Annotated in this window: 22 protein-coding genes and 1 pseudogene; 18 read left to right on the top strand and 5 right to left on the bottom strand. The window is 67.1% G+C overall.

Features of this window, described 5'->3' with window-relative positions:
• The first annotated feature begins 104 nt into the window (after positions 1–104).
• Positions 105–662, top strand: a complete 558-nt coding sequence (locus tag ACSX1C_RS09520) for a hypothetical protein (protein ID WP_439889215.1) — start codon at positions 105–107, stop codon at positions 660–662.
• 82 nt (positions 663–744) lie between these two features.
• Here the strand turns inward: ACSX1C_RS09520 and ACSX1C_RS09515 are convergent, their stop codons facing one another.
• The 3 genes from ACSX1C_RS09515 to ACSX1C_RS09505 all read right to left on the bottom strand — a co-directional run bounded on the left by ACSX1C_RS09515 (position 745) and on the right by ACSX1C_RS09505 (position 2,947).
• Positions 745–1,872 carry a hypothetical protein gene (locus tag ACSX1C_RS09515; protein ID WP_439889214.1) on the bottom strand — a complete coding sequence of 376 codons (1,128 nt, stop codon included), beginning with the start codon at positions 1,870–1,872 and terminating at the stop codon, positions 745–747.
• 73 nt (positions 1,873–1,945) lie between these two features.
• Positions 1,946–2,446: a YchJ family protein gene (locus ACSX1C_RS09510; RefSeq protein WP_439889213.1), complete on the bottom strand. Its 501-nt coding sequence runs from the start codon at positions 2,444–2,446 to the stop codon at positions 1,946–1,948.
• Between the two features lie 3 nt (positions 2,447–2,449).
• On the bottom strand, positions 2,450–2,947 hold the full coding sequence (locus tag ACSX1C_RS09505) for a DUF6231 family protein (protein ID WP_439889212.1): 498 nt from the start codon (positions 2,945–2,947) through the stop codon (positions 2,450–2,452).
• A 429-nt stretch (positions 2,948–3,376) separates the two neighbouring features.
• Between ACSX1C_RS09505 and ACSX1C_RS09500 the strand changes: the two are divergent.
• From ACSX1C_RS09500 to ACSX1C_RS09490, 3 genes and pseudogenes are all read left to right on the top strand, one after another.
• Positions 3,377–3,739, top strand: a pseudogene (locus ACSX1C_RS09500) (OmpA family protein); the annotation flags it as partial.
• Positions 3,740–3,874: 135 nt separating this feature from the next.
• A complete protein-coding gene (locus tag ACSX1C_RS09495) occupies positions 3,875–4,606 on the top strand; it encodes an OmpA family protein (protein WP_439889211.1) in 732 nt (243 codons plus the stop codon).
• A 132-nt stretch (positions 4,607–4,738) separates the two neighbouring features.
• Positions 4,739–5,032, top strand: a complete 294-nt coding sequence (locus tag ACSX1C_RS09490; RefSeq protein ID WP_318645563.1) for a DUF1145 domain-containing protein — start codon at positions 4,739–4,741, stop codon at positions 5,030–5,032.
• Positions 5,033–5,076: 44 nt separating this feature from the next.
• Here ACSX1C_RS09490 and ACSX1C_RS09485 read toward each other — a convergent pair whose 3' ends face one another.
• The gene (locus tag ACSX1C_RS09485; protein WP_439889210.1) at positions 5,077–5,541 is read right to left on the bottom strand and encodes a CopD family protein; all 465 of its coding nucleotides are present in this window, start codon (positions 5,539–5,541) and stop codon (positions 5,077–5,079) included.
• Between the two features lie 111 nt (positions 5,542–5,652).
• Between ACSX1C_RS09485 and dinG the strand changes: the two genes are divergently transcribed.
• The 14 genes from dinG to ACSX1C_RS09415 all read left to right on the top strand — a co-directional run bounded on the left by dinG (position 5,653) and on the right by ACSX1C_RS09415 (position 19,850).
• Positions 5,653–7,797, top strand: a complete 2,145-nt coding sequence (gene dinG, locus ACSX1C_RS09480) for an ATP-dependent DNA helicase DinG (protein ID WP_439889209.1) — start codon at positions 5,653–5,655, stop codon at positions 7,795–7,797.
• Positions 7,798–7,892: 95 nt separating this feature from the next.
• Positions 7,893–9,038 (top strand): serine hydrolase domain-containing protein, encoded by a 1,146-nt coding sequence (locus ACSX1C_RS09475; RefSeq protein WP_439889208.1) that lies wholly within the window; start codon positions 7,893–7,895, stop codon positions 9,036–9,038.
• A gap of 93 nt (positions 9,039–9,131) precedes the next feature.
• Positions 9,132–9,836, top strand: a complete 705-nt coding sequence (locus ACSX1C_RS09470; protein ID WP_439889207.1) for an OmpA family protein — start codon at positions 9,132–9,134, stop codon at positions 9,834–9,836.
• Between the two features lie 47 nt (positions 9,837–9,883).
• Complete coding sequence (gene pdxH / locus ACSX1C_RS09465; RefSeq protein ID WP_439889206.1) at positions 9,884–10,531, top strand: pyridoxamine 5'-phosphate oxidase; 648 nt, start codon at positions 9,884–9,886, stop codon at positions 10,529–10,531.
• A gap of 187 nt (positions 10,532–10,718) precedes the next feature.
• Positions 10,719–11,183, top strand: coding sequence for a hypothetical protein (locus tag ACSX1C_RS09460; RefSeq protein ID WP_439889205.1), 465 nt, complete (start codon positions 10,719–10,721; stop codon positions 11,181–11,183).
• Between the two features lie 304 nt (positions 11,184–11,487).
• Entirely contained in the window at positions 11,488–14,280 is a 2,793-nt protein-coding gene (locus ACSX1C_RS09455; protein WP_439889204.1) for a monovalent cation/H+ antiporter subunit A, read from the top strand.
• Between the two features lies 1 nt (position 14,281).
• Entirely contained in the window at positions 14,282–14,611 is a 330-nt protein-coding gene (locus tag ACSX1C_RS09450) for a Na+/H+ antiporter subunit C (protein WP_213638747.1), read from the top strand.
• Positions 14,608–16,113, top strand: a complete 1,506-nt coding sequence (locus ACSX1C_RS09445; protein WP_439889203.1) for a monovalent cation/H+ antiporter subunit D — start codon at positions 14,608–14,610, stop codon at positions 16,111–16,113. The genes ACSX1C_RS09450 and ACSX1C_RS09445 overlap by 4 nt, the downstream gene beginning before the upstream one ends.
• Positions 16,110–16,613, top strand: a complete 504-nt coding sequence (locus tag ACSX1C_RS09440) for a Na+/H+ antiporter subunit E (RefSeq protein ID WP_439889202.1) — start codon at positions 16,110–16,112, stop codon at positions 16,611–16,613. The genes ACSX1C_RS09445 and ACSX1C_RS09440 overlap by 4 nt, the downstream gene beginning before the upstream one ends.
• Positions 16,598–16,867 carry a K+/H+ antiporter subunit F gene (locus ACSX1C_RS09435; RefSeq protein ID WP_369959683.1) on the top strand — a complete coding sequence of 90 codons (270 nt, stop codon included), beginning with the start codon at positions 16,598–16,600 and terminating at the stop codon, positions 16,865–16,867. The genes ACSX1C_RS09440 and ACSX1C_RS09435 overlap by 16 nt, the downstream gene beginning before the upstream one ends.
• 9 nt (positions 16,868–16,876) lie before the next feature.
• Positions 16,877–17,209 (top strand): Na+/H+ antiporter subunit G, encoded by a 333-nt coding sequence (locus ACSX1C_RS09430; RefSeq protein WP_318645575.1) that lies wholly within the window; start codon positions 16,877–16,879, stop codon positions 17,207–17,209.
• An 82-nt stretch (positions 17,210–17,291) separates the two neighbouring features.
• A complete protein-coding gene (locus tag ACSX1C_RS09425; RefSeq protein ID WP_439889201.1) occupies positions 17,292–18,197 on the top strand; it encodes a DMT family transporter in 906 nt (301 codons plus the stop codon).
• Positions 18,198–18,210: 13 nt separating this feature from the next.
• Positions 18,211–19,314: a PLP-dependent cysteine synthase family protein gene (locus ACSX1C_RS09420; RefSeq protein ID WP_439889200.1), complete on the top strand. Its 1,104-nt coding sequence runs from the start codon at positions 18,211–18,213 to the stop codon at positions 19,312–19,314.
• 2 nt (positions 19,315–19,316) lie between these two features.
• Entirely contained in the window at positions 19,317–19,850 is a 534-nt protein-coding gene (locus ACSX1C_RS09415; protein WP_439889199.1) for a GNAT family N-acetyltransferase, read from the top strand.
• A 123-nt stretch (positions 19,851–19,973) separates the two neighbouring features.
• Here ACSX1C_RS09415 and ACSX1C_RS09410 read toward each other — a convergent pair whose 3' ends face one another.
• A complete protein-coding gene (locus ACSX1C_RS09410; RefSeq protein ID WP_439889198.1) occupies positions 19,974–21,581 on the bottom strand; it encodes an NAD(P)/FAD-dependent oxidoreductase in 1,608 nt (535 codons plus the stop codon).
• Positions 21,582–21,652: the final 71 nt, after the last annotated feature.

Below are 21,652 nucleotides of genomic sequence, written 5' to 3'. Positions count from 1 at the left end.
CCGATGGACGCCACAGTGTAACAAGCAAGTGCTCGGCTGCAACGTGTTGTGGGGGTAAAAAAACCTGCGCCATACTGAGCGTCGATTAGGACAGGAGTGTGACCATGGCTAGTTACGAGATCGCCTTCGCCGGGCAGTTGGTGCCGGGGGCTCAGCTGGAGTCGGTCAAGGCCAATCTGGCCAAGCTGTTTCAGGCCGACGCCCAGCGCATCGCCCTGTTGTTCTCCGGCCGCCGCATCGTGATCAAGAGCAATCTGGATGCCGCCGGGGCGGAAAAGTACCGGGCCACCCTGGAGCGTGCCGGCGCCGTGGTCGAGGTTGCCGCCCTGCCCGCAGCCGCGAGCGACCTGGTTCCGCCGGCGGTCGTCGAGCCGCCGCAGAGCCAGGCGAGCGCTGCGGACGAACAGGCGCCGGCCGCTCCGGGGCGCCTGAAGGTCCTGCCCCGGGATGAGTACATGGCCGCTTTCGCCGAAGTGGATGCGCCGGATTTCGGCATCGCGCCCCTGGGCGACGATCTGCAGGACGACAAACCGCAGCCGCAAGCCCCGGCGCTCGATCTGTCGCAGTTGAGTCTGGCGCCGCCCGGCAGCGACATGGGCCAGGCACCGGCCGAGCCGGCCGCGCCCCCACCGGACACCTCGCACCTGAAGCTGCAGGAGTGAGTGAAGGAGGCCCGCCAAAAGCGGGCCTCGCCGTATCTGCTCCAGGGGTGGCCGCTCGGGTCGAGCGGCGCTTCTCGCCGGGTCAATGGCTGGCGACGGCATCGTCCGCGGCGCGGCACTTGGCTTGCGCCTGTGCCGGCGTCAGGCTGCGGATCGAGGTGTAGAACAGCTCGCAGGTCTGTTGCTGGTCGCTGACCTGCCACTTCTGGCTGCAGCTATTGAGTGCGGCAGAGCTGTCGCCCCCTGGGTTCTGACCCATTGCGGCTTGCCAGCAGGCGGCGGAGAGGTCCTGGCCCATGACCCTGAGCCCGGCCTGATCGGCCTTCTGCTGGTTGCCGCCGTAGTTGCTCGGGTCGGCCGCATACCAGATATAGCTGGGGTGGTTGGCTCCCAGCACCGCCACCGTCCGACCCGGCACCGGGGTGATCTGGCCGAGGCCGAGTACGGCCAGGGGCACGCCGTAACGCTGCTGTACCCAGCTGCGCACCGGGCTGCCGAAGGCGACCATGGGCAGGGAGGCGCCGTCACTGCCAAGGCTCAGCTCGCTGACCATGCGCTGCTGGTAGTCGCTGAAATAGCCGTAGGTGCCCTCCAGGGAGCTGCCGGCATTGGAGGGTGCGGCGATGGGGGCGATGTCGACTATGGTCTGGAAGGCCGGCGTCTGGGCGGCAGGCACGCCGTTGACCGTCAGCAGCTCGGCCCAGCGGTCGGTGGTGCTGGAGCGCAGGTAATCCTGGGCCTGGGTCAGTGAATAGTCCGGCGGGAAGTGCAACAGTTCGACGCTCTTGCGGTTGTTCAGGGCCATGCCCAGGGGCAGGAAGAAGTACCAGTCGTACTGCCACTTGCCATCGCGGTTGAGCTGGCTGGCGCCCCGGTACGCCAGGTCGCCACTGTCGAGCAATTGGCGCAGTGGTTGGCCGTAGCCGGCAGGCGCGCCGTTGAAGTGGGCGTAGACCCTGTCGCCGCTACGCTCGACCCTGACCCGGGCGTCGTCGTAGCCGTCGCGGTCCAGGCTCTGGTCGAGGTAGTGCTCTACGGTCTGTTCCAGGGTCCAGTCGCGGTAGCAGATCACGCTGCAGTTATTGGGGTAGGCAAACAGGCGGCTGACCCGCTCCGCGCTGCCCAGGTCGACCCGCTCGCCCGAGGGCTGGCCGGCGCAGCCGAACAGCAGGCCGGCCAGTACGACCACCCATCCATTGTGCTTGTGCATAGTTCTCTCCTTGTCGAGTGCCCGGCGAGGCTGGTGGCCGGATCAATAAATCAAGCAGAGTCTGTCGCGGCTGTCAGCTGATTACTGCGCGGTTGAGGAAGGTCGAGCAGCATTTTTTGAACTTCTGCCCACTGCCGCAGGGGCAGGGTTCGTTGCGCCCGGCGGTCAGGCCCACGGTAGGATCGATAAAGAACCACTGCTTGCCGCGTTGGACGAAGGCGGAGCATTCGCGGTGGCTATGCTCGCCGGCCTCATCGTGCCAGCGTGCGGTAAAGGTGACGAAGGCATGTTCGGGTTGGCCGCCCAGCACCTTGGCACTTTCGACCTCGAGGCCGAGCCAGGTGCTCTGCAGGCTCCAGGCGCGGATCGCCTCGCGATCCAGGCCGGCCTGCTGGGCGGGTAGGGTGGTCGCCAGCAGGTAGTCGACCTGGCCCAGGACATAGGCGCTGTAGCGCGAGCGCATCAGGCACTCCGCGCTGGGCGCCGGCGAGCCGGCGTGATAGCGCCCGCAGCATTCGCTCAACGGGTCGCCGCTGCCGCAGGGGCAGCTGGTCGTGAAGTCAGTGCTTGGCATGCATTACCACCAGTATTTGCCGAAGTTTTCCGGGTTGGCCCAGAACTTGGCATTGAGCCAGTCCGGTACCTGTTTGTAGTCGAGCAGGTCGTAGGTGAACAGGCTGAGGGTCTGCTCGCCCCGCTGGAAGCGCTCGCTGGCCTGCATCGCCAGGGCGAAGAAGTCGGTGTCCTGCCAGGCGCAGGCATGCAGGTCGACCAGCACGGCCAGGCGGTTGGCGTTGAGGTTGCGGATGCCGCCGAGCAATTCCAGCCCGGTGCGTTTGGGCAAGTGCTCCAGGCAGTCGACGATCAGGGCCAGGTCGAAGCGTTGGCTGGCCAGCTCGCTCGGCAAGGCGCCGGCTGCGGCGCGGGTGACCTGGCAGTTCGTGTGGGCGTTGCGAAAGGCATCCAGGGCCGGCAGCTCACTTGCGCCGACCAGCAACAGTCGGCTCGGCGCGTAGCGCTCCAGGAGTGCGGCCAGCGCCTGTTGGGGCGTACGGGAGGAAAGGCGTTCGATCATCTAGGGCTCCTCGATCAGACCTGAAAGACTAGCGTGCTACCGGGTGATGGCCTAGAGCCGATTGAGTTCGCGCACATGTCCCGATCGTCTGGCGAATTGTGGAACTGCCGTCTTTAATCCATAAGTGTCGGTTTTGGGCCGATTTCTATAGGAGACTTGTATATGAGCATTACCAGGAAAGCAGGACCCCTGATTCTGGCGGCCAGCTTGTTGACGGGGTGCGCCGGCCTGCAGAAGAGCGACTGGCCTACTTGTGCGGCGGTCGGTGGTGTCGGTGGTGCTGCCTTGGGCGCGATCGAGAGTTCGTCATGGGCGGCTGGTGGCGCTGCGGTAGGTGCCGGTATGGCCGCGGCTTATTGCTGGGTGCATGGTGCCGAAGCGGAAAAAATGGTGATGGTCGAAGAGGTGATGGTCGAGGAACCGGCCATGCCCGAGCCCGCAGAAGTGGTGCGTGTCGAACTGGACGTCAAGTTCGACTTCGACAAGTCCCGGGTCAAAGAAGAAAGCTACGGTGATATCAAGAACCTGGCGGATTTCATGAAGCAGTATCCGCAAACCACAACGGTGGTCGAAGGTCACACCGACTCGATCGGCACGGATGCTTACAACCAGGGGCTGTCCGAGCGCCGCGCCAATGCCGTGCGTGATGTGCTGGTCAACCAATATGGCGTAGAGGGTGGACGCGTCAATGCGGTCGGCTATGGCGAGTCGCGTCCGGTTGCGGACAACGCTACCGATGCGGGGCGTGCCATCAACCGTCGGGTCGAGGCCGAGGTCGAGGCTCGTCCTTAGCCATTGTCGCGTGGCGAGTGCAAGCGCTGACCCCGGCAGTAAGTGAAGTCTGCTGGGGTCTGGCTTGTGCAGTTAGGGGGATGCGCCTTTACTCCGGGGTACCGGCAGCGGCCGGTTACACAGGAGACTCAGATCATGAGGATTAGCCACGCGAGGGCGATTGCTCCCTTTCTTCTGGCCAGCAGTGTTCTTTCCGGTTGCGTCACGACTTCCAGTACGGGGGATGCGCCGCTCAACCAAGGAAACTGGCCTCTGTGCAGTGCGATTGGCGGCTTGGCCGGCGGTGGCCTCGGCGCAATCGAGAGTTCCACCTGGGCCGCCGGAGGTGCCGCAGCTGGCGCCGTGATTGGCGGCCTGATCTGCTATGCCCAGGACGGCGACGAAGACGGTGATGGGGTATTTGACCGCCGCGACCGCTGTCCTGGCACCCCGAGCGGCACGCCGGTTCAGCACAACGGCTGCCCGCTCAAGGTCTATCCGAGCACTCCCGAGCTTCCCGAACCTGCGCCCGTGGAGGCGGTACGGGTCGAGTTGGACGTGAAATTCGATTTCGACAAATCGGTGGTCAAGGAGGATGCCCAGAATGACATCCGCAGTCTGGCGGATTTCATGAAGCAGTATCCGCAGACCACCACGACCGTCGAAGGCCATACCGATGCCATCGGCACCGATGCCTATAACCAGGGCTTGTCCGAGCGTCGGGCCAATGCCGTGCGCGATGTGCTGGTTAACCAGCACGGCATCGACAGCGGCCGAGTTTCCACTGTGGGCTACGGCGAGGCGCGTCCGGTTGCGGACAACGAGACCGAATCCGGGCGGGCCATCAATCGTCGGGTGGAGGCCGAGGTGGAGGCGCGGCCTCAGTAATGCGGGTCCTGAGCAGGATCATGCCGGCTGTCAGCTTGGCGGTAGTCAGCGGATTACCGCCTTCTGCGGTGTTGGCTGCATGGCCCCAAAGCAGTTAAGGTGCGGCACGATCTGAAGCTGCAAGGGGCGGTCATGAAAGCATTGCTGGGGTTGGGGAAAATACTGGCCGCGTTGTTCTGGGGGGCTGAGCTGGCCAACCTGCTCGATCCGTTCGTGCAGCCGTTCGCCCTGTTGCTGAACCTGGCCGGCGCCGCTGTTCTGCTGATTCATGCAGCCGAATTGCTGTTGTTCCAGCCGCGGCTCAGCCAATGCCCGCGGCCATGGCTGGAGCGCGGGCAGGTCATGCTGTTCGGTATTTTCCACTTGCTGGCATTGCCCGAAGCGGAGGAGCCAGACCCCCTGCCTGTGGCGGCCGAGCAGGCCTAGACGGGCGAGGCTCGGGTGTTTTTGGTAGCCGTGCCCGGGGAGTCTTAAAGACTGGGGCGGGCGGCGGCGACACTGACCAGCAGCAGGCCGAGGATCAGGTTGATGCCCACCAGGCGGCGAATCCGTCCCAGAACGGCGCCGCCACTCGGCCAGTCCTCGGCCGCCACGGCGCGGCGCAGTTCCGGTAGCTGGAGCGCCTGTATGCGCAGGAATAGCGCGAGCATGGCGATGTACAGCCCCATCATGATGTGCACGTAGCGCGGCGCCGTCTCGAAGCCGGCGAAGCGCAGGTGCAGCATGCCCACGCCGGTGATCGGCAGGATCAGCACGGCGGCCCACACCCAGTGAAAGAAACGGCGGAATACCTCCTGCCATAGCTTCAGCCGCGCCGGCGCTTCCAGCACGCTGACCGCTGAGGGGCGCAGCACCATCCAGGCGAAGAACATGCCGCCGACCCAAATGAGTGCGGCCAGCAGGTGCAGGGTATAAGTCGCGGCGTAAGGGGTCATGCAAGTACTCCAGTCGGGCAAGCGGTTCTGCGCGGGATCGATTAGCGCGCTATGATAGCCGCCGATCACAAACACTGAAAATTTATCCAGCCTTTTCGCGCCCAGACCAGCATGCTCAGCACCGAACTCAAGTCCCAGATTCAGGGCGCCTATTCTCGCTTCCTCGAGGCCAAGGGACTCAAACCACGCTACGGCCAGCGCCTGATGATCGCCGAGATCGCCAAGGTGCTGGGCACGGTCAAGGTCGACGACGAGGGCAAGCGCGAAGGCGAGCCGGCGGTGGTGGCGGTCGAGGCCGGCACAGGTACCGGCAAGACCGTGGCCTACAGCCTGGCGGCGATCCCCACCGCCAAGGCCGCCGGCAAGCGCCTGGTGATCGCCACCGCGACCGTGGCGCTGCAGGAACAGATCGTGCACAAGGATCTGCCGGACTTGATGCGCAACAGCGGCCTCAACTTCAGTTTCGCCCTGGCCAAGGGGCGCGGGCGTTACCTGTGTTTGTCCAAGCTGGACCTGCTGCTGCAGGAGGGCCAGGCGCAGAGCGCCACCGCCCAGCTGTTCGAGGAGGAAGGCTTCAGGATCGATGTCGACGAGCAGAGCCAGAAACTGTTCACCGCGATGATCGAGAAGCTCGCCGGCAACAAGTGGGACGGCGACCGCGACAGCTGGCCCCAGGAGCTCGAAGACGGCACCTGGTCGCGGCTGACCACCGACCACAGCCAGTGCACCAGCCGCCATTGCCCGAACTTCCAGCAGTGCGCCTTCTACAAGGCGCGCGAGGGCATGGGTAAGGTCGATGTCATCGTCACCAACCACGACATGGTGCTGGCCGACCTGGCCCTGGGCGGCGGTGCGGTGCTGCCCGATCCGCGCGAGACCCTCTATGTGTTCGACGAGGGCCATCACCTGCCGGACAAGGCCATCGGTCACTTCGCCCACTTCACCCGCCTGCGTTCGACCGCCGACTGGCTGGAGCAGACGGCCAAGAACCTGACCAAGCTGCTGGCCCAGCACCCGCTGCCGGGCGACCTGGGCCGCCTGATCGAGCAGGTGCCGGAGCTGGCGCGGGAGATCAAGACCCAGCAACAGTTCATGTTCAGTGCCTGCGAGCAGCTGGCCGACTTCCGCCCCGGCGAGGACATGGAGGGCCGCGAGCGCCCGCGTCACCGCTTCGTCGGTGGCCAGGTGCCCGAGCATCTGCGCGAGCTGGGCCTGGAGTTGAAGAAGGGTTTCTCCCGCCTCAGCGACCTGTTCACCGGGGTCGCCGAGCAGCTCAAGGAGGCCATGGATGGCGAGGCCGGTATCGGCATCGCCAGTCACCAGGCCGAGGAGTGGTACCCGCTGTTCGGCAGCCTGCTGGCGCGGGCCAAGGGCAACTGGGAGCTGTGGCTGGCGTTCACCGCCGAGGACCCCGAGGAGAGCCCGCCGATGGCGCGCTGGCTGACCCTGGCCGAGAGCGGCGCGCTGTTCGACATCGAGGTCAATGCCAGCCCGATCCTCGCCGCCGAGACCCTGCGCCGCAACCTGTGGAACGTCGCCTACGGCGCCCTGGTCACCTCGGCGACCCTGACCGCCCTGGGCACCTTCGATCGCTACCGCATGCGCGCCGGCCTGCCCAAGGTGGCGGTCACCGCGGTGGTGCCGAGCCCCTTCCACCATGCCGACGCCGGCGTGCTCCGGGTGCCGGACCTCAAGGCCGACCCGCGCGAGGCGGCGCTGCACACCGCGGCCATCATCCGTGAATTGCCGAGTCTGGTGGCCGGCTCGCGGGGCACCCTGGTGTTGTTTTCCTCGCGCAAGCAGATGCAGGACGTCTTCGACGGCCTGGAGCGCGATTGGCGCAAGCGGGTGTTCATCCAGGGCAACCTGTCCAAGCAGGAGATCCTGAACAAGCACAAGGCCCGGGTCGACTCCGGCGAGGAGAGCGTGCTGTTCGGCCTGGCCAGCTTCGCCGAGGGCGTCGATCTGCCCGGCGCCTATTGCGAGCACGTGGTGATCGCCAAGATCCCCTTCGCCGTGCCGGACGATCCGGTGGAGGCGGCGCTGGCCGAGTGGATCGAGGCGCGCGGCGGCAACCCCTTCATGGAGATCGCCGTGCCGGATGCCTCGCTGCGCCTGGTGCAGGCCTGCGGCCGCCTGCTGCGCACCGAGGCCGACCGCGGCACCATCACCCTGCTGGATCGGCGGGTGGTGACCCAGCGCTACGGCAAGGCGATTCTCAATGCCCTGCCGCCATTTCGTCGGGAGATCGGCTAGAAAGGCCCGGCGGGGTCCCCGACCGGTTCCCAAGTGCCGCTGGGGCTGGAACAATGCGCGGCATCTCGTTGATTTCCAAGACCTAGGAGTCGCATTTGCAGATTCAGGGCTATTTCGACCTGCAGTTCGAGGCGGTCAAGGACGCGTTCGCGGCCTTGTTCGAGGACCCTCAGGAGCGCGGCGCGGCGCTGTGCATCCAGATCGCCGGCGAAACCGTGGTGGATATCTGGGCCGGGGTGGCCGACAAGGACGGTCAGCAGGCCTGGCACAGCGACACCATTCTCAATCTGTTCTCCTGCACCAAACCCTTCACCGCGGTCACCGCCCTGCAGCTGGTCGGCGAGGGCAAGCTCGAGCTGGACGCGCCGGTGGCCCGCTACTGGCCGGAGTTCGCCGCCGCCGGCAAGGAGCGGATCAGCCTGCGCCACCTGCTCAGCCACCAGGCCGGTCTGCCGGCGCTGCGCCAGCCGCTGCCGGCCGAGGCCCTCTACGACTGGCCGGCGATGACCGCGGCCCTGGCCGCCGAGGAGCCCTGGTGGCCGCTGGGCGAGGGCCACGGCTACGCGCCCATCACCTACGGCTGGCTGGTCGGCGAGCTGCTGCGCCGCGTCGAGGGACGCGGTCCCGGCGAGTCCATAGTGGCGCGCACCGCCAGGCCGCTGGGCCTGGATTTCCACGTCGGCCTGGCCGACAGCGAGTTCCACCGTGTCGCGCATATCTCCCGCGGCAAGGGCAACCTGGGCGACGCCGCCGCCCAGCGCCTGCTCAAGGTGACCATGAGCGAGCCGACGGCCCTGAGCACCCGGGCCTTCACCAACCCGCCGTCGATCATGACCAGCACCAACAAGCCGGAGTGGCGGCGCATGCAGCAGCCGGCCGCCAACGGCCACGGCAATGCCCGCAGCCTGGCGGGCTTCTACAGCGGCCTGTTGGACGGCCGGTTGCTGGAGGGCGAGCTGCTCGCCGAGCTGACCCGCGAGCACAGCTGCGGCGACGACCGGACCCTGCTGACCCGCACTCGCTTCGGCCTGGGCTGCATGCTCGAACAGCGCGAGGTGGCCAACGCCACCTACGGCCTGGGGCCCTACGCCTTCGGCCATCCGGGCGCCGGCGGCTCCATCGGCTTCGCCGATCCGGAGCGGGAGCTGGCCTTTGGCTTCGTCACCAGCAATCTAGGACCGTTCGTCTTAATGGACCCCCGTGCGCAGAAACTTGCGCGCGTATTGGCGGATTGTTTGTAGGAGTCTGGCTAGACTCCCGGCACGACCAGACTTTACTGACAGTTATTACTGGCCTGTGGCCATTTCCTTTCGACCGACTTGTGTGGATTACCGATGTTTGCCAAGAAGAACCTCGCGCTCGCCCTGTGTCTGCTGATGGCCGGTTGTGCCGGCTCGGAGAAGAAGCCGCAGGCCCAGGCCGCCGCCGTGCCGGCCCCGGCCCCGAAAGCCACCCAGGCCTGGCTGGACGACTATGAGCCGCGGCTGCGCGAGGCGATCAAGGGCAGTCACTTCGAGCTGGAGCGGCGGGACAACCTGCTGGTGGTGACCGCACCTGTGCAGGGCTCCTTCAACCCCGACCGGCCGCACATGCTGTTGCCCATCACGCTGGGACCGATCAGCCGCGTGGCCAAGCTGGTGGAGCACGACAGGAACGTCGCCGTGCTGGTGCTCGGGCATGCCGACAGCAGCGGCGCCGCGACCCTGAACCGCGAGCTGAGCCATGAGCGGGCCCGGGCCTTCACCGCGATCTTCCGTCTCAGCGGGCTGAAACAGGACCGTCTGCTGGTCAAGGGCCTGGGTTCGGATATGCCGCGGGCCGACAACGGCAGCGCCACGGGCCGCGCCCTCAACCGTCGGGTGGAGATCCTGCTGACCCGCCAGGACAGTCTCAAGGCGCTGATCGCCCACTACAGCCAGCCGGCCACTATTCCGGCGGTCGCCCAGGCCAGCCCAACCGCCGGCTCGGCCAAGGCCAAGACGCCTAAGAGCAAGCCGGTGGCCGGCAAGCAGGTAGTGGCCGCCGAGCAAGCCAACTAGCATAAGGCCCGATAAACTAGGCGCTATTCGTTCTAGAGGGCTATGCCATGATCCAGACCCTGGCGGACATGCGCCGCGACTACACCCGTGATGGGCTCAGCGAGGCGCAGGCGCCGCTCGAGCCCTTCGCCCTGTTCCAGCAGTGGTTCGCCGATGCGGTGAAGACCGAGCAGTTGCCGGTCGAGCCCAACGTCATGACCCTGGCCACGGTCGATGCCGAGGGCCGCCCGCACTCCCGGGTGTTGTTGCTCAAGGGGCTGGATGCACGGGGTTTCACCTTCTTCAGCAACTACGACAGCGCCAAGGGCCAGCAGCTGGCCGCCCGGCCGTTCGCCGCCATGACCTTCTTCTGGCCGACCCTGGAGCGTCAGGTGCGCATCGAGGGTCGGGTCGAGCGGGTTAGCGCGCAGGAGTCCGACGCCTACTTCCAGGTACGCCCGTTGGGCAGCCGTCTGGGCGCCTGGGCCTCGCCGCAGAGCCGGGTGATCGCCGATCGCGCCGAGCTGGAAGGCTTGCTGGCGCAGACTGAACAGCGCTTTCTCGACCAGGCGCCCGAGTGCCCGCCGCATTGGGGCGGCTACCGCCTGCTGCCCGAGCGCGTCGAGTTCTGGCAGGGGCGGGCCAGCCGCCTGCACGACCGCCTCAACTATCGCCTGCTGGAGGGGGGCTGGCAGCGTGAGCGGCTGGCGCCCTGAGCCCCGCTGATAATGACCGTTCTCGGACCCGCCCTCGGCGAGCTCGGCGAAAGCCCTCGGCTCCCGGTATAGGGTGCAACAGCTTTGGGCTTAGGCTGATGGGGTGGTTTCGGTTATTGTTGCCTTATCGCAGTGATGGCGTCCGCGGACGCGGTCTAATGCACTGAAAGCCATTGGAGGAATCGACATGCGTAAACCCACTCTGCTCATCGCCTCGTTTACCGCGATGGCTCTGGCGCTGGGCGGTTGCGCGTCCAGCCTGACCGGCGACACCTACTCCCGTGATGAGGCGCGTACTGTGCAGACCGTACGCATGGGCACCATCGAGTCGTTGCGTCCGGTGAAGATCGAGGGCACCAAGACGCCGATAGGCGCCGGTGCCGGTGCCGTGGTCGGCGGTGTGGCCGGTAGCGGCGTCGGCGGTGGCCGCGGCAGCGCCGTGGCGGCCGTGGTTGGCGCGGTGGCCGGCGGCTTGCTCGGCGCCGCGGCCGAGGAGGGCCTGACCCGCACCCAGGGCGTGGAGATCACCGTGCGTGAGGACGACGGCACCATGCGCGCCTATGTTCAGGAAGTCGAGGAGAACCAGATCTTCCGGGTAGGCGAGCGGGTACGGATCCTCAGTGTCAACGGCACCAGCCGCGTTTCCCACTGAGTGTCGAACGAGCCGGATCAGCCTGAGCTGATCCGGCTTTTTTGTGCGTGTTCGTCGATGCCGCTCGGCCGGCAGCTAGAGTCAAGAATGCTCAGGTTTCAGCTTTTCGTAATAATTCTATTCATGACGGCGCGCCGATAGATATGGATAATCCTGCGCCGACAAAGGTTCAGGCCATTTAGCAGGCGCGTTCCTGCTCATCGGAATGGGGGCAGGCCAGGGGGATCGCGTACCCATGGCTTCCCGTGGCTCGCTGACCGTCGGCCGTGCAGCGCCGGCGGGCTTGCAGAAGGGGTTTTAGAGTATGGCGCTTGCGCTGATTGTGGCCTTGCCGTTCCTGGGGGTGTTATTGCCTCTGTTCGCCGAGCGCCTGGGCCGTTCGGCCTGCGCGGTGGCGACCGGGGTGGCGCCGGTGCTGGCACTGGGGCTGTTGCTGAGCCAGCGCTCGGCGGTATTCGCCGGCGAACTGCTGCGGGTCAGGTTGGAGTGGCTGCCGGAGCTCGGCGTGAACCTCAGCCTGCGCCTGGATGGCCTGGCATTCCTGTTCGCCTTGCTGATCCTCGGCATCGGCCTGCTGGTGATCCTCTACGCCCGTTATTACCTGTCGAAAGACGAGCCGATGGGGCGCTTCTTCGCCTTCCTGCTGCTGTTCATGGGCGCCATGCTCGGCGTGGTGATGTCGGAAAACCTGCTGCTGATGCTGATGTTCTGGGAGCTGACCAGCCTGTCGTCGTTCCTCCTGATCGGCTTCTGGAGTTCCCGCTCGGATGCGCGCAAGGGCGCGCGCATGGCCCTGGCGATCACCGGCGGCGGTGGCCTGGCGCTGCTCGCCGGGATCCTGCTGATCGGCCATATCGCCGGCAGCTTCGAGCTGTCGCGGGTGTTGGCCAGCGGCTATGCGATCCGCGCCCACGAGCTGTACCCGCTGGCCCTGGTGCTGGTGCTGCTCGGGGTGTTCACCAAGTCCGCACAGTTCCCTTTCCATTTCTGGCTGCCCCATGCGATGGCGGCGCCCACCCCGGTGTCGGCCTACCTGCACTCGGCGACCATGGTTAAGGCCGGGGTGTTCCTGCTGGCGCGCCTGTACCCGGCGCTGGCCGGTTCGGAGTGGTGGTTCTACCTGGTCAGTATCACCGGCCTGGCGACCCTGCTGGTCGGCGCCGGCATGGCGTTGTTCCAGCATGACCTCAAGGGCCTGCTGGCCTATTCGACCATCAGTCACCTGGGCCTGATCACCCTGCTGTTCGGCCTGGATACCCGTCTGGCGGCGGTGGCGGCGGTGTTCCACATCATCAACCACGCCACCTTCAAGGCCTCGCTGTTCATGGCCGCGGGAATCATCGACCACGAGACCGGCAGCCGCGACATGCGCCGCATCAACGGCATGTGGAAGTACATGCCGCACACGGCGATGCTGGCCATGGTGGCGGCCTCGGCGATGGCCGGGGTGCCGCTGCTCAACGGCTTCCTGAGCAAGGAGATGTTCTTCAGCGAGACCCTCAACCAGCACCTGCTCGGCAGCTTCAACTGGGTGATCCCGGCGGCGGCGACCCTGGCCGGGGTGTTCTCGGTGGCCTACTCGCTGCGCTTCATCCATGACGTGTTCTTCAACGGCGAGCCGATCAACCTGCCGAAGTACCCGCCCCACGAGCCGCCGCGCTATATGAAGGTGCCGGTGGAGATCCTGGTGTTCCTCTGCCTGTTGGTCGGCATCGTCCCGGCCTACACCGTGGCGCCGCTGCTGGCCGCCGCCGCCTCGGCCAGCCTCGGTGGCGAGCTGCCGGAGTACAGCCTGGCGATCTGGCACGGCTTCAACCTGCCGCTGCTGATGAGCTTTATCGCCCTGTTCGGCGGCATCCTGGTCTATGCCTTCCGCCAGCCGCTGTTCCGCTGGTACGCCGGGCTGCCGAGCCTGGATGCGCGGCTGCTGTTCGAGCGCGGCGTGCAGCTGATGGTGCAGGCCTGCGTGAGCATCACCGGACGCCTGGAGAGCGGTTCGCTGCAGCGCTACCTGGCCCTGCTGCTGGGCGCCGCGCTGATTGTGGTGACGCTCGGCCTCGGGCCGCTGCCGCAGGTCACCGGCTCGGTGGCCATGACCCCGATCGATGGCTTCAGTGCCCTGGGTCTGGGCATCCTCGCCGTGGCGGCGCTGGTCACGGTGATCTTCCACCGCCAGCGCCTGGTGTCGCTGCTGATGCTCAGTGTGGTCGGCCTGATGGTGGCCCTGTCGTTCGCCCGCTACTCGGCGCCGGACCTGGCCCTGACCCAGTTGTCGGTGGAGGTGGTGACCATCATCCTGCTGATGCTGGCGCTGTACTTCCTGCCGGAGCAGACCCGTGGCGAGTCGAGCAGTATCCGCGGCCTGCGCGACTTCGTCCTGGCGGTGGGCAGCGGGGTGATGGTGGCCATGCTGGTGTTCGCCGTGCTGACCCGGCCCTACGACAGCATCGCCGGCTTCTTCCTGGCCAACAGCCTGTCCGGTGGCGGTGGCAGCAACGTGGTCAACGTCATCCTGGTGGACTTCCGCGGCTTCGATACCCTGGGCGAGATCAGCGTGCTGGCGATCGCCGGCGTGGGCATCTACGCCATGCTCGACGGCCTGCGCCTGATCCAGCCGCGGGTCGACGCCGCCGGGCGCAGCTGGGCGCGGGATCGCCACCCGCTGATCCTCGCCACCCTGTCGCGGGTGCTGCTGCCGATGGCCCTGCTGATTTCGGTGTTCATCTTCCTGCGCGGCCACAACCTGCCGGGCGGCGGCTTCATCGCCGGGCTGATCACCGCCGTGGCGCTGATCCTGCAGTACGTCGCCAACGGCGTGCAGTGGACCCAGTCGCGCCTGCCGCTGAACTACCACCGCATCGCCGGGGCCGGGGTGGCGATCGCCGGGCTGACCGGCCTGGGCAGCTGGGTGTTCGGCAAGCCGTTCCTGACCTCGGCCTTCGGCCATTTCCACATTCCGCTGGTGGGCGAGATCGAACTGGCCACGGCCATGCTGTTTGACCTGGGCGTGTACCTGACGGTAGTCGGCGCGACCCTGTTGATTCTCGCCAACCTGGGCAAGCTGACCCAGGAAAAGGCCGGACAAGAGGTACTCTGAGATGGAAGCACTGTTCGCCGGCACCCTCGGCATCCTCACCGCCAGCGGCGTCTACCTGCTGCTGCGGGCGCGCAGCTTTCCGGTGGTGATGGGCCTGACGCTGATCTCCTACGCGGTCAACCTGTTCCTGTTCGCCATGGGCCGGCTGCAGAGCGGCGCGAGCACGGTGATCGGCAAGGGGAGCCAGTATGTCGATCCGCTGCCCCAGGCGCTGGTGCTCACCGCCATCGTCATCGGCTTCGCCATGACCGCCTTCGTGGTGGTGCTGGCGCTGCGCAGCGTCGGTGAATCGCAGAGCGACCATGTCGACGGCCGGGAGGCGGGTCGATGAACCATGCCCTGATCCTGCCGGTGCTGCTGCCGATGTTCGTCGGCAGCCTGCTGCTGTTCGGCGCGCGCCTGAGCATGTCGGTCAAGCGTTCGCTGTCCCTGTCCTCGGCGACGGTGCTGCTGCTGGTGAGCTTCCTGTTGCTGCAACAGGCCAGCCAGGGGGAGCTGCAGGTCTACGCCCTGGGGGCCTGGCAGGCGCCGTTCGGCATCGTCCTGCTGCTCGACCGCCTGAGTGCGCTGTTGCTCATGGTCACCGCCGTGCTGGCGCTGTTCGCGCTGCTCTACGCGCTGCGCGGCGACGACGAGCGCGGGCGCAACTTCCACGCGCTGTTCCAGTTCCAGTTGATGGGCATCAACGGCGCCTTCCTCACCGGCGACCTGTTCAACCTGTTCGTGTTCTTCGAGATCCTGCTGATCGCCTCCTACTCGCTGCTGCTGCATGGCGGCGGGGCCGAGCGGGTGCGGGCCGGGCTGCACTACGTGATCCTCAACCTGGTGGGCTCCTCGTTCTTCCTGATCGCCGTCGGCGTGCTGTACGGCGTCACCGGCACCCTGAACATGGCCGACATGGCCCTGCGGGTGGCCGCGGCCAATGCCGACCAGGCGCCGCTGCTGGGCGCCGCCGGTTTGCTGCTGCTGGTGGTGTTCGGCCTCAAGGCGGCCTTCCTGCCGCTGTACTTCTGGCTGCCCCGGGCCTACGCCTCGGCCTCGGCACCGGTGGCGGCGCTGTTCGCCATCATGACCAAGGTCGGCCTGTACTCGATTCTGCGGGTGTTCACGCTGGTCTTCGGCGACCAAGCCGGTAGCCTGGCCAACATGGCCGAGGGCTGGCTCTGGCCGCTGGCGCTGCTGACGCTCGCCTGCGGGGTGATCGGCGCGCTGGCGGCCGGCAGCCTGCACGGCCTGCTGGCTTACCTGGTGATCGTCTCGGTCGGCACCCTGCTGGCCGGCATCGCCCTGGGCACGCCCGAATCGCTGGCGGCCGCGCTGTTCTACCTGGTGCACAGCACCTGGATCAGCGGCGGCCTGTTCCTGGTCGCCGACCTGATCGCCCGTCAGCGCGGGGAGAAGGCCACGACCCTGGTGCAGGGGCCGGAGCTGCAGAACCCCCACCTGCTCGGCGGCCTGTTTTTCGTCGGCGCCATCGCCGTGGCCGGTCTGCCGCCGTTCTCCGGGTTCTTCGGCAAGCTGCTGTTGCTGCGGGCGGTCGAGCCCGGTGCCCAGGCCCTGTTGCTGTGGTCGGTGGTGCTGGTGGGCGGGCTGGCCACGGTGATCGGCCTGAGTCGTGCCGGCAGCACCCTGTTCTGGCGCATCGGCCTGCATCAGCTGGACAGCGCCGAGCTGGATCACGGTCGCCTGCTGGCTTGCGCCGGGCTGCTGGCGCTCAGCCCGCTGCTGGTCGGCCTGGCCGCGCCGCTGCTGGAATACAGCCAGGCCACGGTCAGCCAGCTGCATGATCTCTCGCTCTATCGTCAGGCCGTACTGGGTGGAGGTGCGCCATGAAGACCAGTCGCTGGTTGCCCCATCCGCTGCTGAGTCTGAGCCTGCTGGTGGTCTGGTTGCTGCTGGTCAATGACCTGAGCCTGGGCCACTGGCTGTTCGGCGCGCTGCTCGGCTGGCTGATCCCCCTGGTGACCCAGGTGTTCTGGATCAACCCGCCGCGTCTGCAGCGGCCATTGAAACTGTGCCTGTTCCTGCTGCGGGTGCTGGGCGACATCGTGGTCGCCAACCTGCAGGTGGCGGTGATGATCCTCGGCCCGAGCGGCAAGCTGCGCCCGGCCTTCGTCGAGATCCCGGTGCGCCTGGAGGACGAGCTGGCCCTGACCATGCTCGCCAGCGTCATCTCCCTGACCCCGGGCACGGTATCGGCCGACCTCAGCGACGACCGCAAGACCCTGCTGGTGCACAGCCTGGATGTCGCCGACGAGGCGGCCCTGGTGCGCGAGATCCAGACCCGCTACGAGGCGCCGCTGCTGGAGGTATTCCCATGCTCGACTACGTGATCCCGGTCTGCCTGGCGATCATGGGCCTGGCCCTGATGCTGACCCTGGCGCGCCTGATCAAGGGCCCGGACATGCCCGATCGCATCCTCGCCCTGGACACCCTGTACATCAACGCCATCGCCCTGCTGGTGCTGTTCGGCGTCTGGCTGGGCTCCAAGCTGTATTTCGAGGCCGCCCTGCTGATCGCGGTAATGGGCTTCATCGGCACCGTGGCGGTGGCCAAGTACCTGCTGCGCGGCGACATCATCGAGTAAGGAACCCCCATGAATTTCTGGATCGAAGCCCTGGTCGCCGTCTCGCTGCTGCTCGGCAGCCTGTTCGCCCTGATCGGCGCCATCGGCCTGTACCGCCTGCCGGACTTCTTCATGCGCCTGCACGGGCCGACCAAGTCCACCACCCTGGGGGTCGGCGGCATGGTCATCGCCTCGCTGATCTACTTCGGCGTCCAGGGCGAGGGCATCAGCCTGCATGAGCTGTTGATCACCCTGTTCCTGTTCATCACCGCGCCGGTCAGCGCCCACATGCTGGCCAAGGCCGCGCTGCAGCAGAAGGTGCGCCTGAGCGAGCGCACCCACGGCAAGCCCTGGGAGCAGTAGGCGCGCACAGTTCGTGCGGTCGACTGTACCTGTGCAGGTCGCGCCGGCCTCTCTACACTCGGGTTTTGCTTCGAGGTAGGCGATGCGCGGGCAGGGTAGAGGGGCGGCAGTGGCATGCCTGGTGGTGGCGATGGCCCTGTGGGGCAGTTCCTTCATCGCCCTGAAACTGGCCTTCGCCGAGCTGCCGGCGCTGTGGGTGATCTTCGCCCGCATGGCCCTGGGCAGCGGGGTGTTCCTCCTCGCCTGGCGCTGGCGCGGGCGCCTGCTGTACCGCGCCGGCGACTGGAAATACCTGCTCGGCCTGGCCGCCTGCGAACCCTGCCTGTACTTCATCTTCGAGGCCCTGGCACTGCAGCACACCAGCGCCTCCCAGGCCGGCATGATCACCGCGCTGCTGCCCCTGCTGGTGGCCATGGGTGCCTTCGTCTTCCTGCGCGAGCGCATCAGCCGCACCACCCTGGCCGGCTTCCTCCTGGCCCTGGCCGGCGCGGTCTGGCTGAGCCTGGCCGGCAGTGCCGATGCCCATGCGCCGAACCCGCTCTTGGGCAACTTCTACGAGTTGCTCGCCATGCTCTGCGCCACCGGCTACACGCTGCTGCTCAAGCACCTGTCGGCGCGCTACTCGGCCTTTATCCTCACCGCCATGCAGGCCTTTATCGGCGCGCTGTTCTTCCTGCCGCTGGCAGCCTGGGACGCACCCGTGCCCCAGAGCATCAGCCCCCTGGGCATCGGCGCCTTGCTCTACCTGGGCGTGGTGGTCACCGTCGGCGCCTACGGCCTGTACAACTACGGGGTCAGCCGCCTGCCGGCCAGCCAGGCGTCCGGCTTCATCAACCTGATCCCGGTGTTCACCCTGGTGTTCGCCATGCTCCTGCTCGGCGAGCGGCTGAACACCGAGCAGCTGCTGGCGGCTACCCTGGTATTCGGCGGTGTGGCCCTGAGCCAATGGCGCAGCGCGCCGCCGGTCCCGGTCGGCGTGCTGGATTGAGGAGATACAACCCATGAGCGATTCGAGAAACTGGGCTCGCGAGGCGGTTCGCATCATCGAGGCGGATTTCCAGCGCAGCGCCGACACCCACCTGATCCCCCTGGAGTTGCCCGGCCTGCCCGGCATCGAGCTGTACTTCAAGGACGAATCCAGCCACCCCACCGGCAGTCTCAAACACCGCCTGGCCCGCTCGCTGTTCCTCTATGCCCTGTGCAACGGCTGGCTCAAGCCCGGCGCCCCGGTGATCGAGGCCTCCAGCGGTTCCACGGCCATTTCCGAGGCGTATTTCGCCCGCCTTTTGGGCCTGCCCTTTATCGCGGTGATGCCGGCCACCACCTCCAAGCAGAAGATCGCCCAGATCGCCTTCTACGGTGGCCAGAGCCACTTGGTGGACGATCCGACGCAGATCTATGCCGAATCCGAGCGCCTGGCCCGCGAGAGCGGCGGCCACTTCATGGATCAGTTCACCTACGCCGAGCGCGCCACCGACTGGCGCGCCAACAACAACATCGCCGAGTCGATCTTCCAGCAGATGCGCAGCGAGCGTCATCCCGAACCGAGCTGGCTGGTCTCCAGCCCCGGCACCGGCGGCACCCTGGCCACCCTCGGTCGCTACGTGCGCTACCGCCAGCATGGCACCCGGGTGCTCTGCGCGGACGCCGAGCGCTCGGTGTTCTTCGACTACTACCGCAGCGGCGATGCCAGCCTGCGCCTGGACTGCGGCTCGCGCATCGAGGGCATCGGCCGGCCCCGGGTCGAGGCGTCCTTCCTGCCCTCGGTGATCGACGCCATGTGCAAGGTACCGGACGCCCTGTCGCTGGCCGCCATGCACTACCTGGCCCGGCGCCTGGGCCGGCGTGTGGGGGGCTCCAGCGGCACCAACCTGATCGGCGCGCTGCTGGCGGCTCGGCGGATGGTCGCCGCGGGCGAGTCCGGCTCGGTGGTGGCGATTCTCTGCGACGGTGGCGAGCGCTACGCCGGCACCTACTACGACCAGGCCTGGCTCGAGTCCCAGGGATTCGTCCTGGAACCGCTGATCGAGGCGGTGGCCGCCTGTGCCGAACGGGGCGCGCCCCTGCCGGACGACCTGCCCAGTGTCGGGCTCCAGGAGGCATGAACATGGTCGAGTTGGCGATTCGTCAGGCCGGGGAGAGCGATATAGACGCGCTGTGCGCGCTGATCTTCGAACACGGCCCCAACCCCTGGAACCACCTGCCCGAGGCCGAGGTGCGCGCGCACCTGCAGGCCATCGAAGACGGCTCGGTGCAGGCCGTGCTGGCCGAAGGCGACAGCGGCAGCGAGCCCCTGGGCTTCGTCAGCTACCGGCTGACCCGGGATTTTGCCCGCTACCAGCCCGAAGACCGCCGCGAGCAACTGCACGCCTACATCTGCGAGGCCGTGGTGCACCGCGCCGCCGCCGGCCAGGGCCTGGGCGCGCGCCTGCTCAAGCAGGCCGTCGAACACCTGGCGGGGCAGGGCGTGGCGGATATCTATATCGACCGCCACGAGCAGAACGCCGCCTCGGCCGGGATGATGCGCAAGGCCGGCTTCGTCGAGCTGGAAACCTTCGCCGACCCGGCGCGGCGGCCCAATGGCTCGGGGCGCACGACGGTCTGCTGTCTTCGACAGGGACTCAGCACCGCTAATGGGTGAGCGGCGTCACCCCCGACCGAGTCGTTGAAGTCTTTGCCGGTACGCTCCAGCAAAAAGGCCCATCAATCGATGGGCCTTTTCGTTCCGGTGTCGCGAGCAAGCTGCAGTCAACAGCCGGGCGTCTCAGCAGAGCAGCATCTCTTGCACCACCGCCTCGGCCACGCGGATGCCGTCGACCCCCGCCGAGAGAATCCCCCCGGCATAACCGGCGCCCTCGCCGGCCGGGTACAGGCCCTTGAGGTTGAGGCTCTGCAGGTCATCGCCACGGGTGATGCGCAGGGGCGAGGAGGTGCGGGTCTCGATGCCGGTGAGCACCGCGTCATGCAGGTCGAAGCCCTTGATCTGCTTGGCGAAGGCCGGAATCGCCTCGCGGATGGCCTCGATGGCGAAGTCCGGCAGCGACGGCGCCAGGTCGCCGAGCTTGACCCCCGGCTTGTAGGACGGCTCGACGCTGCCCCATTCGGTGGAGGGGCGCCCGGCGATAAAGTCGCCGACCAGTTGGCCCGGCGCCTCGTAGCTGCGCCCGCCGAGTATGTAGGCCTGGGATTCCAGACGCTCCTGCAACTCGACGCCGGCCAGCGGGCCGCCCGGGTAGTCCTGCTCCGGGGTGATGCCGACGACTATGCCGGCGTTGGCATTGCGCTCGTTGCGCGAGTACTGGCTCATGCCGTTGGTCACCACCCGCTCCGGCTCGGAGGTGGCGGCGACCACGGTGCCGCCCGGGCACATGCAGAAGCTGTACACCGAGCGGCCGTTGCGGGCGTGGTGCACCAGCTTGTAGTCGGCGGCGCCGAGCTTGGGGTGGCCGGCGTACTTGCCCAGGCGGGCGCGGTCGATCAGCGACTGCGGGTGCTCGATGCGGAAACCCACGGAGAACGGCTTGGCTTCCATGAACACCTCACGGGCGTGGAGCATGCGGAAGGTGTCGCGGGAGCTGTGGCCGAGGGCGAGGATCACATGGCGGCTTTCGATCTGTTCGCCGCTTTCCAGCACCACGCCCTGAAGCTGGCCATTGTCGATCAGCAGGTCGCTGACCCGCTGCTGGAAGCGCACCTCGCCGCCCAGGGCCTTGATCTCCTCGCGCATGGTGGCGACCACGCCGGTGAGGCGGAAGGTGCCGATGTGCGGCTTGCTGACGTAGAGGATCTCCTCCGGCGCACCGGCCTTGACGAACTCCTGCAGCACCTTGCGCCCCAGGTGCTTGGGGTCCTTGATCTGGCTGTACAGCTTGCCGTCGGAGAAGGTGCCGGCGCCGCCCTCGCCGAACTGCACGTTGGACTCGGGATCGAGCACCTTCTTGCGCCACAGACCCCAGGTGTCCTTGGTGCGCTGGCGCACCTCCTTGCCGCGCTCCAGCACGATGGGCCGCAGGCCGGCCTGGGCCAGGATCAGCGCGGCGAAGATGCCGCAGGGGCCGAAGCCGACCACTATGGGGCGCTCGGCCAGCGGCTGTGCGGCCACCCCGACCGGCTTGTAGGCGGTGTCCGGGGCGGGGCCGATGTGCTTGTCGTCACGCAATCTGGCCAGCAGCGCGGCTTCGTCACGCACGCTGAAATCGAGGGTGTAGATGAACTGCAGCTCGCTGGATTTCTTGCGCGCGTCGTAGCTGCGCTTGAACAGGGTGAAGTCGAGCAGTTCGTCGTCGGCGATGCCCAGGCGCTGGAGCAGGGCCGGGCGCAGGGCCTCTTCGGGGTGGTCGAGGGGCAGTTTCAGTTCGGTGATGCGCAGCATGGGCAATCCAGGATCGGGGCCGGAGGCAACCCGGCAACGTGGGGAAGGCGGCGATTATACCCGCGATTGCC

The organism is Pseudomonas sp. MBLB4123 (assembly GCF_051904775.1).
Classification (GTDB): Bacteria; Pseudomonadota; Gammaproteobacteria; order Pseudomonadales; family Pseudomonadaceae; genus Aquipseudomonas; species Aquipseudomonas benzenivorans_B.
This window is presented reverse-complemented; position numbering and strand designations above follow the sequence as displayed.

Bases quoted from the DNA above. Each gene is read 5' to 3' on its own strand.
- ACSX1C_RS09485 (WP_439889210.1), bottom strand. From the start codon at position 5,541: ATGACCCCTTACGCCGCGACTTATACCCTGCACCTGCTGGCCGCACTC.
- ACSX1C_RS09420 (WP_439889200.1), top strand. From the start codon at position 18,211: ATGAGCGATTCGAGAAACTGGGCTCGCGAGGCGGTTCGCATCATCGAG.
- ACSX1C_RS09455 (WP_439889204.1), top strand. From the start codon at position 11,488: ATGGCGCTTGCGCTGATTGTGGCCTTGCCGTTCCTGGGGGTGTTATTG.
- pdxH (WP_439889206.1), top strand. From the start codon at position 9,884: ATGATCCAGACCCTGGCGGACATGCGCCGCGACTACACCCGTGATGGG.
- ACSX1C_RS09515 (WP_439889214.1), bottom strand. From the start codon at position 1,872: ATGCACAAGCACAATGGATGGGTGGTCGTACTGGCCGGCCTGCTGTTC.
- ACSX1C_RS09425 (WP_439889201.1), top strand. From the start codon at position 17,292: ATGCGCGGGCAGGGTAGAGGGGCGGCAGTGGCATGCCTGGTGGTGGCG.
- ACSX1C_RS09520 (WP_439889215.1), top strand. From the start codon at position 105: ATGGCTAGTTACGAGATCGCCTTCGCCGGGCAGTTGGTGCCGGGGGCT.
- ACSX1C_RS09470 (WP_439889207.1), top strand. From the start codon at position 9,132: ATGTTTGCCAAGAAGAACCTCGCGCTCGCCCTGTGTCTGCTGATGGCC.
- ACSX1C_RS09410 (WP_439889198.1), bottom strand. From the start codon at position 21,581: ATGCTGCGCATCACCGAACTGAAACTGCCCCTCGACCACCCCGAAGAG.
- ACSX1C_RS09490 (WP_318645563.1), top strand. From the start codon at position 4,739: ATGAAAGCATTGCTGGGGTTGGGGAAAATACTGGCCGCGTTGTTCTGG.
- ACSX1C_RS09435 (WP_369959683.1), top strand. From the start codon at position 16,598: ATGCTCGACTACGTGATCCCGGTCTGCCTGGCGATCATGGGCCTGGCC.
- ACSX1C_RS09440 (WP_439889202.1), top strand. From the start codon at position 16,110: ATGAAGACCAGTCGCTGGTTGCCCCATCCGCTGCTGAGTCTGAGCCTG.
- ACSX1C_RS09445 (WP_439889203.1), top strand. From the start codon at position 14,608: ATGAACCATGCCCTGATCCTGCCGGTGCTGCTGCCGATGTTCGTCGGC.
- ACSX1C_RS09495 (WP_439889211.1), top strand. From the start codon at position 3,875: ATGAGGATTAGCCACGCGAGGGCGATTGCTCCCTTTCTTCTGGCCAGC.
- dinG (WP_439889209.1), top strand. From the start codon at position 5,653: ATGCTCAGCACCGAACTCAAGTCCCAGATTCAGGGCGCCTATTCTCGC.
- ACSX1C_RS09510 (WP_439889213.1), bottom strand. From the start codon at position 2,446: ATGCCAAGCACTGACTTCACGACCAGCTGCCCCTGCGGCAGCGGCGAC.
- ACSX1C_RS09450 (WP_213638747.1), top strand. From the start codon at position 14,282: ATGGAAGCACTGTTCGCCGGCACCCTCGGCATCCTCACCGCCAGCGGC.
- ACSX1C_RS09505 (WP_439889212.1), bottom strand. From the start codon at position 2,947: ATGATCGAACGCCTTTCCTCCCGTACGCCCCAACAGGCGCTGGCCGCA.
- ACSX1C_RS09460 (WP_439889205.1), top strand. From the start codon at position 10,719: ATGCGTAAACCCACTCTGCTCATCGCCTCGTTTACCGCGATGGCTCTG.
- ACSX1C_RS09415 (WP_439889199.1), top strand. From the start codon at position 19,317: ATGGTCGAGTTGGCGATTCGTCAGGCCGGGGAGAGCGATATAGACGCG.
- ACSX1C_RS09430 (WP_318645575.1), top strand. From the start codon at position 16,877: ATGAATTTCTGGATCGAAGCCCTGGTCGCCGTCTCGCTGCTGCTCGGC.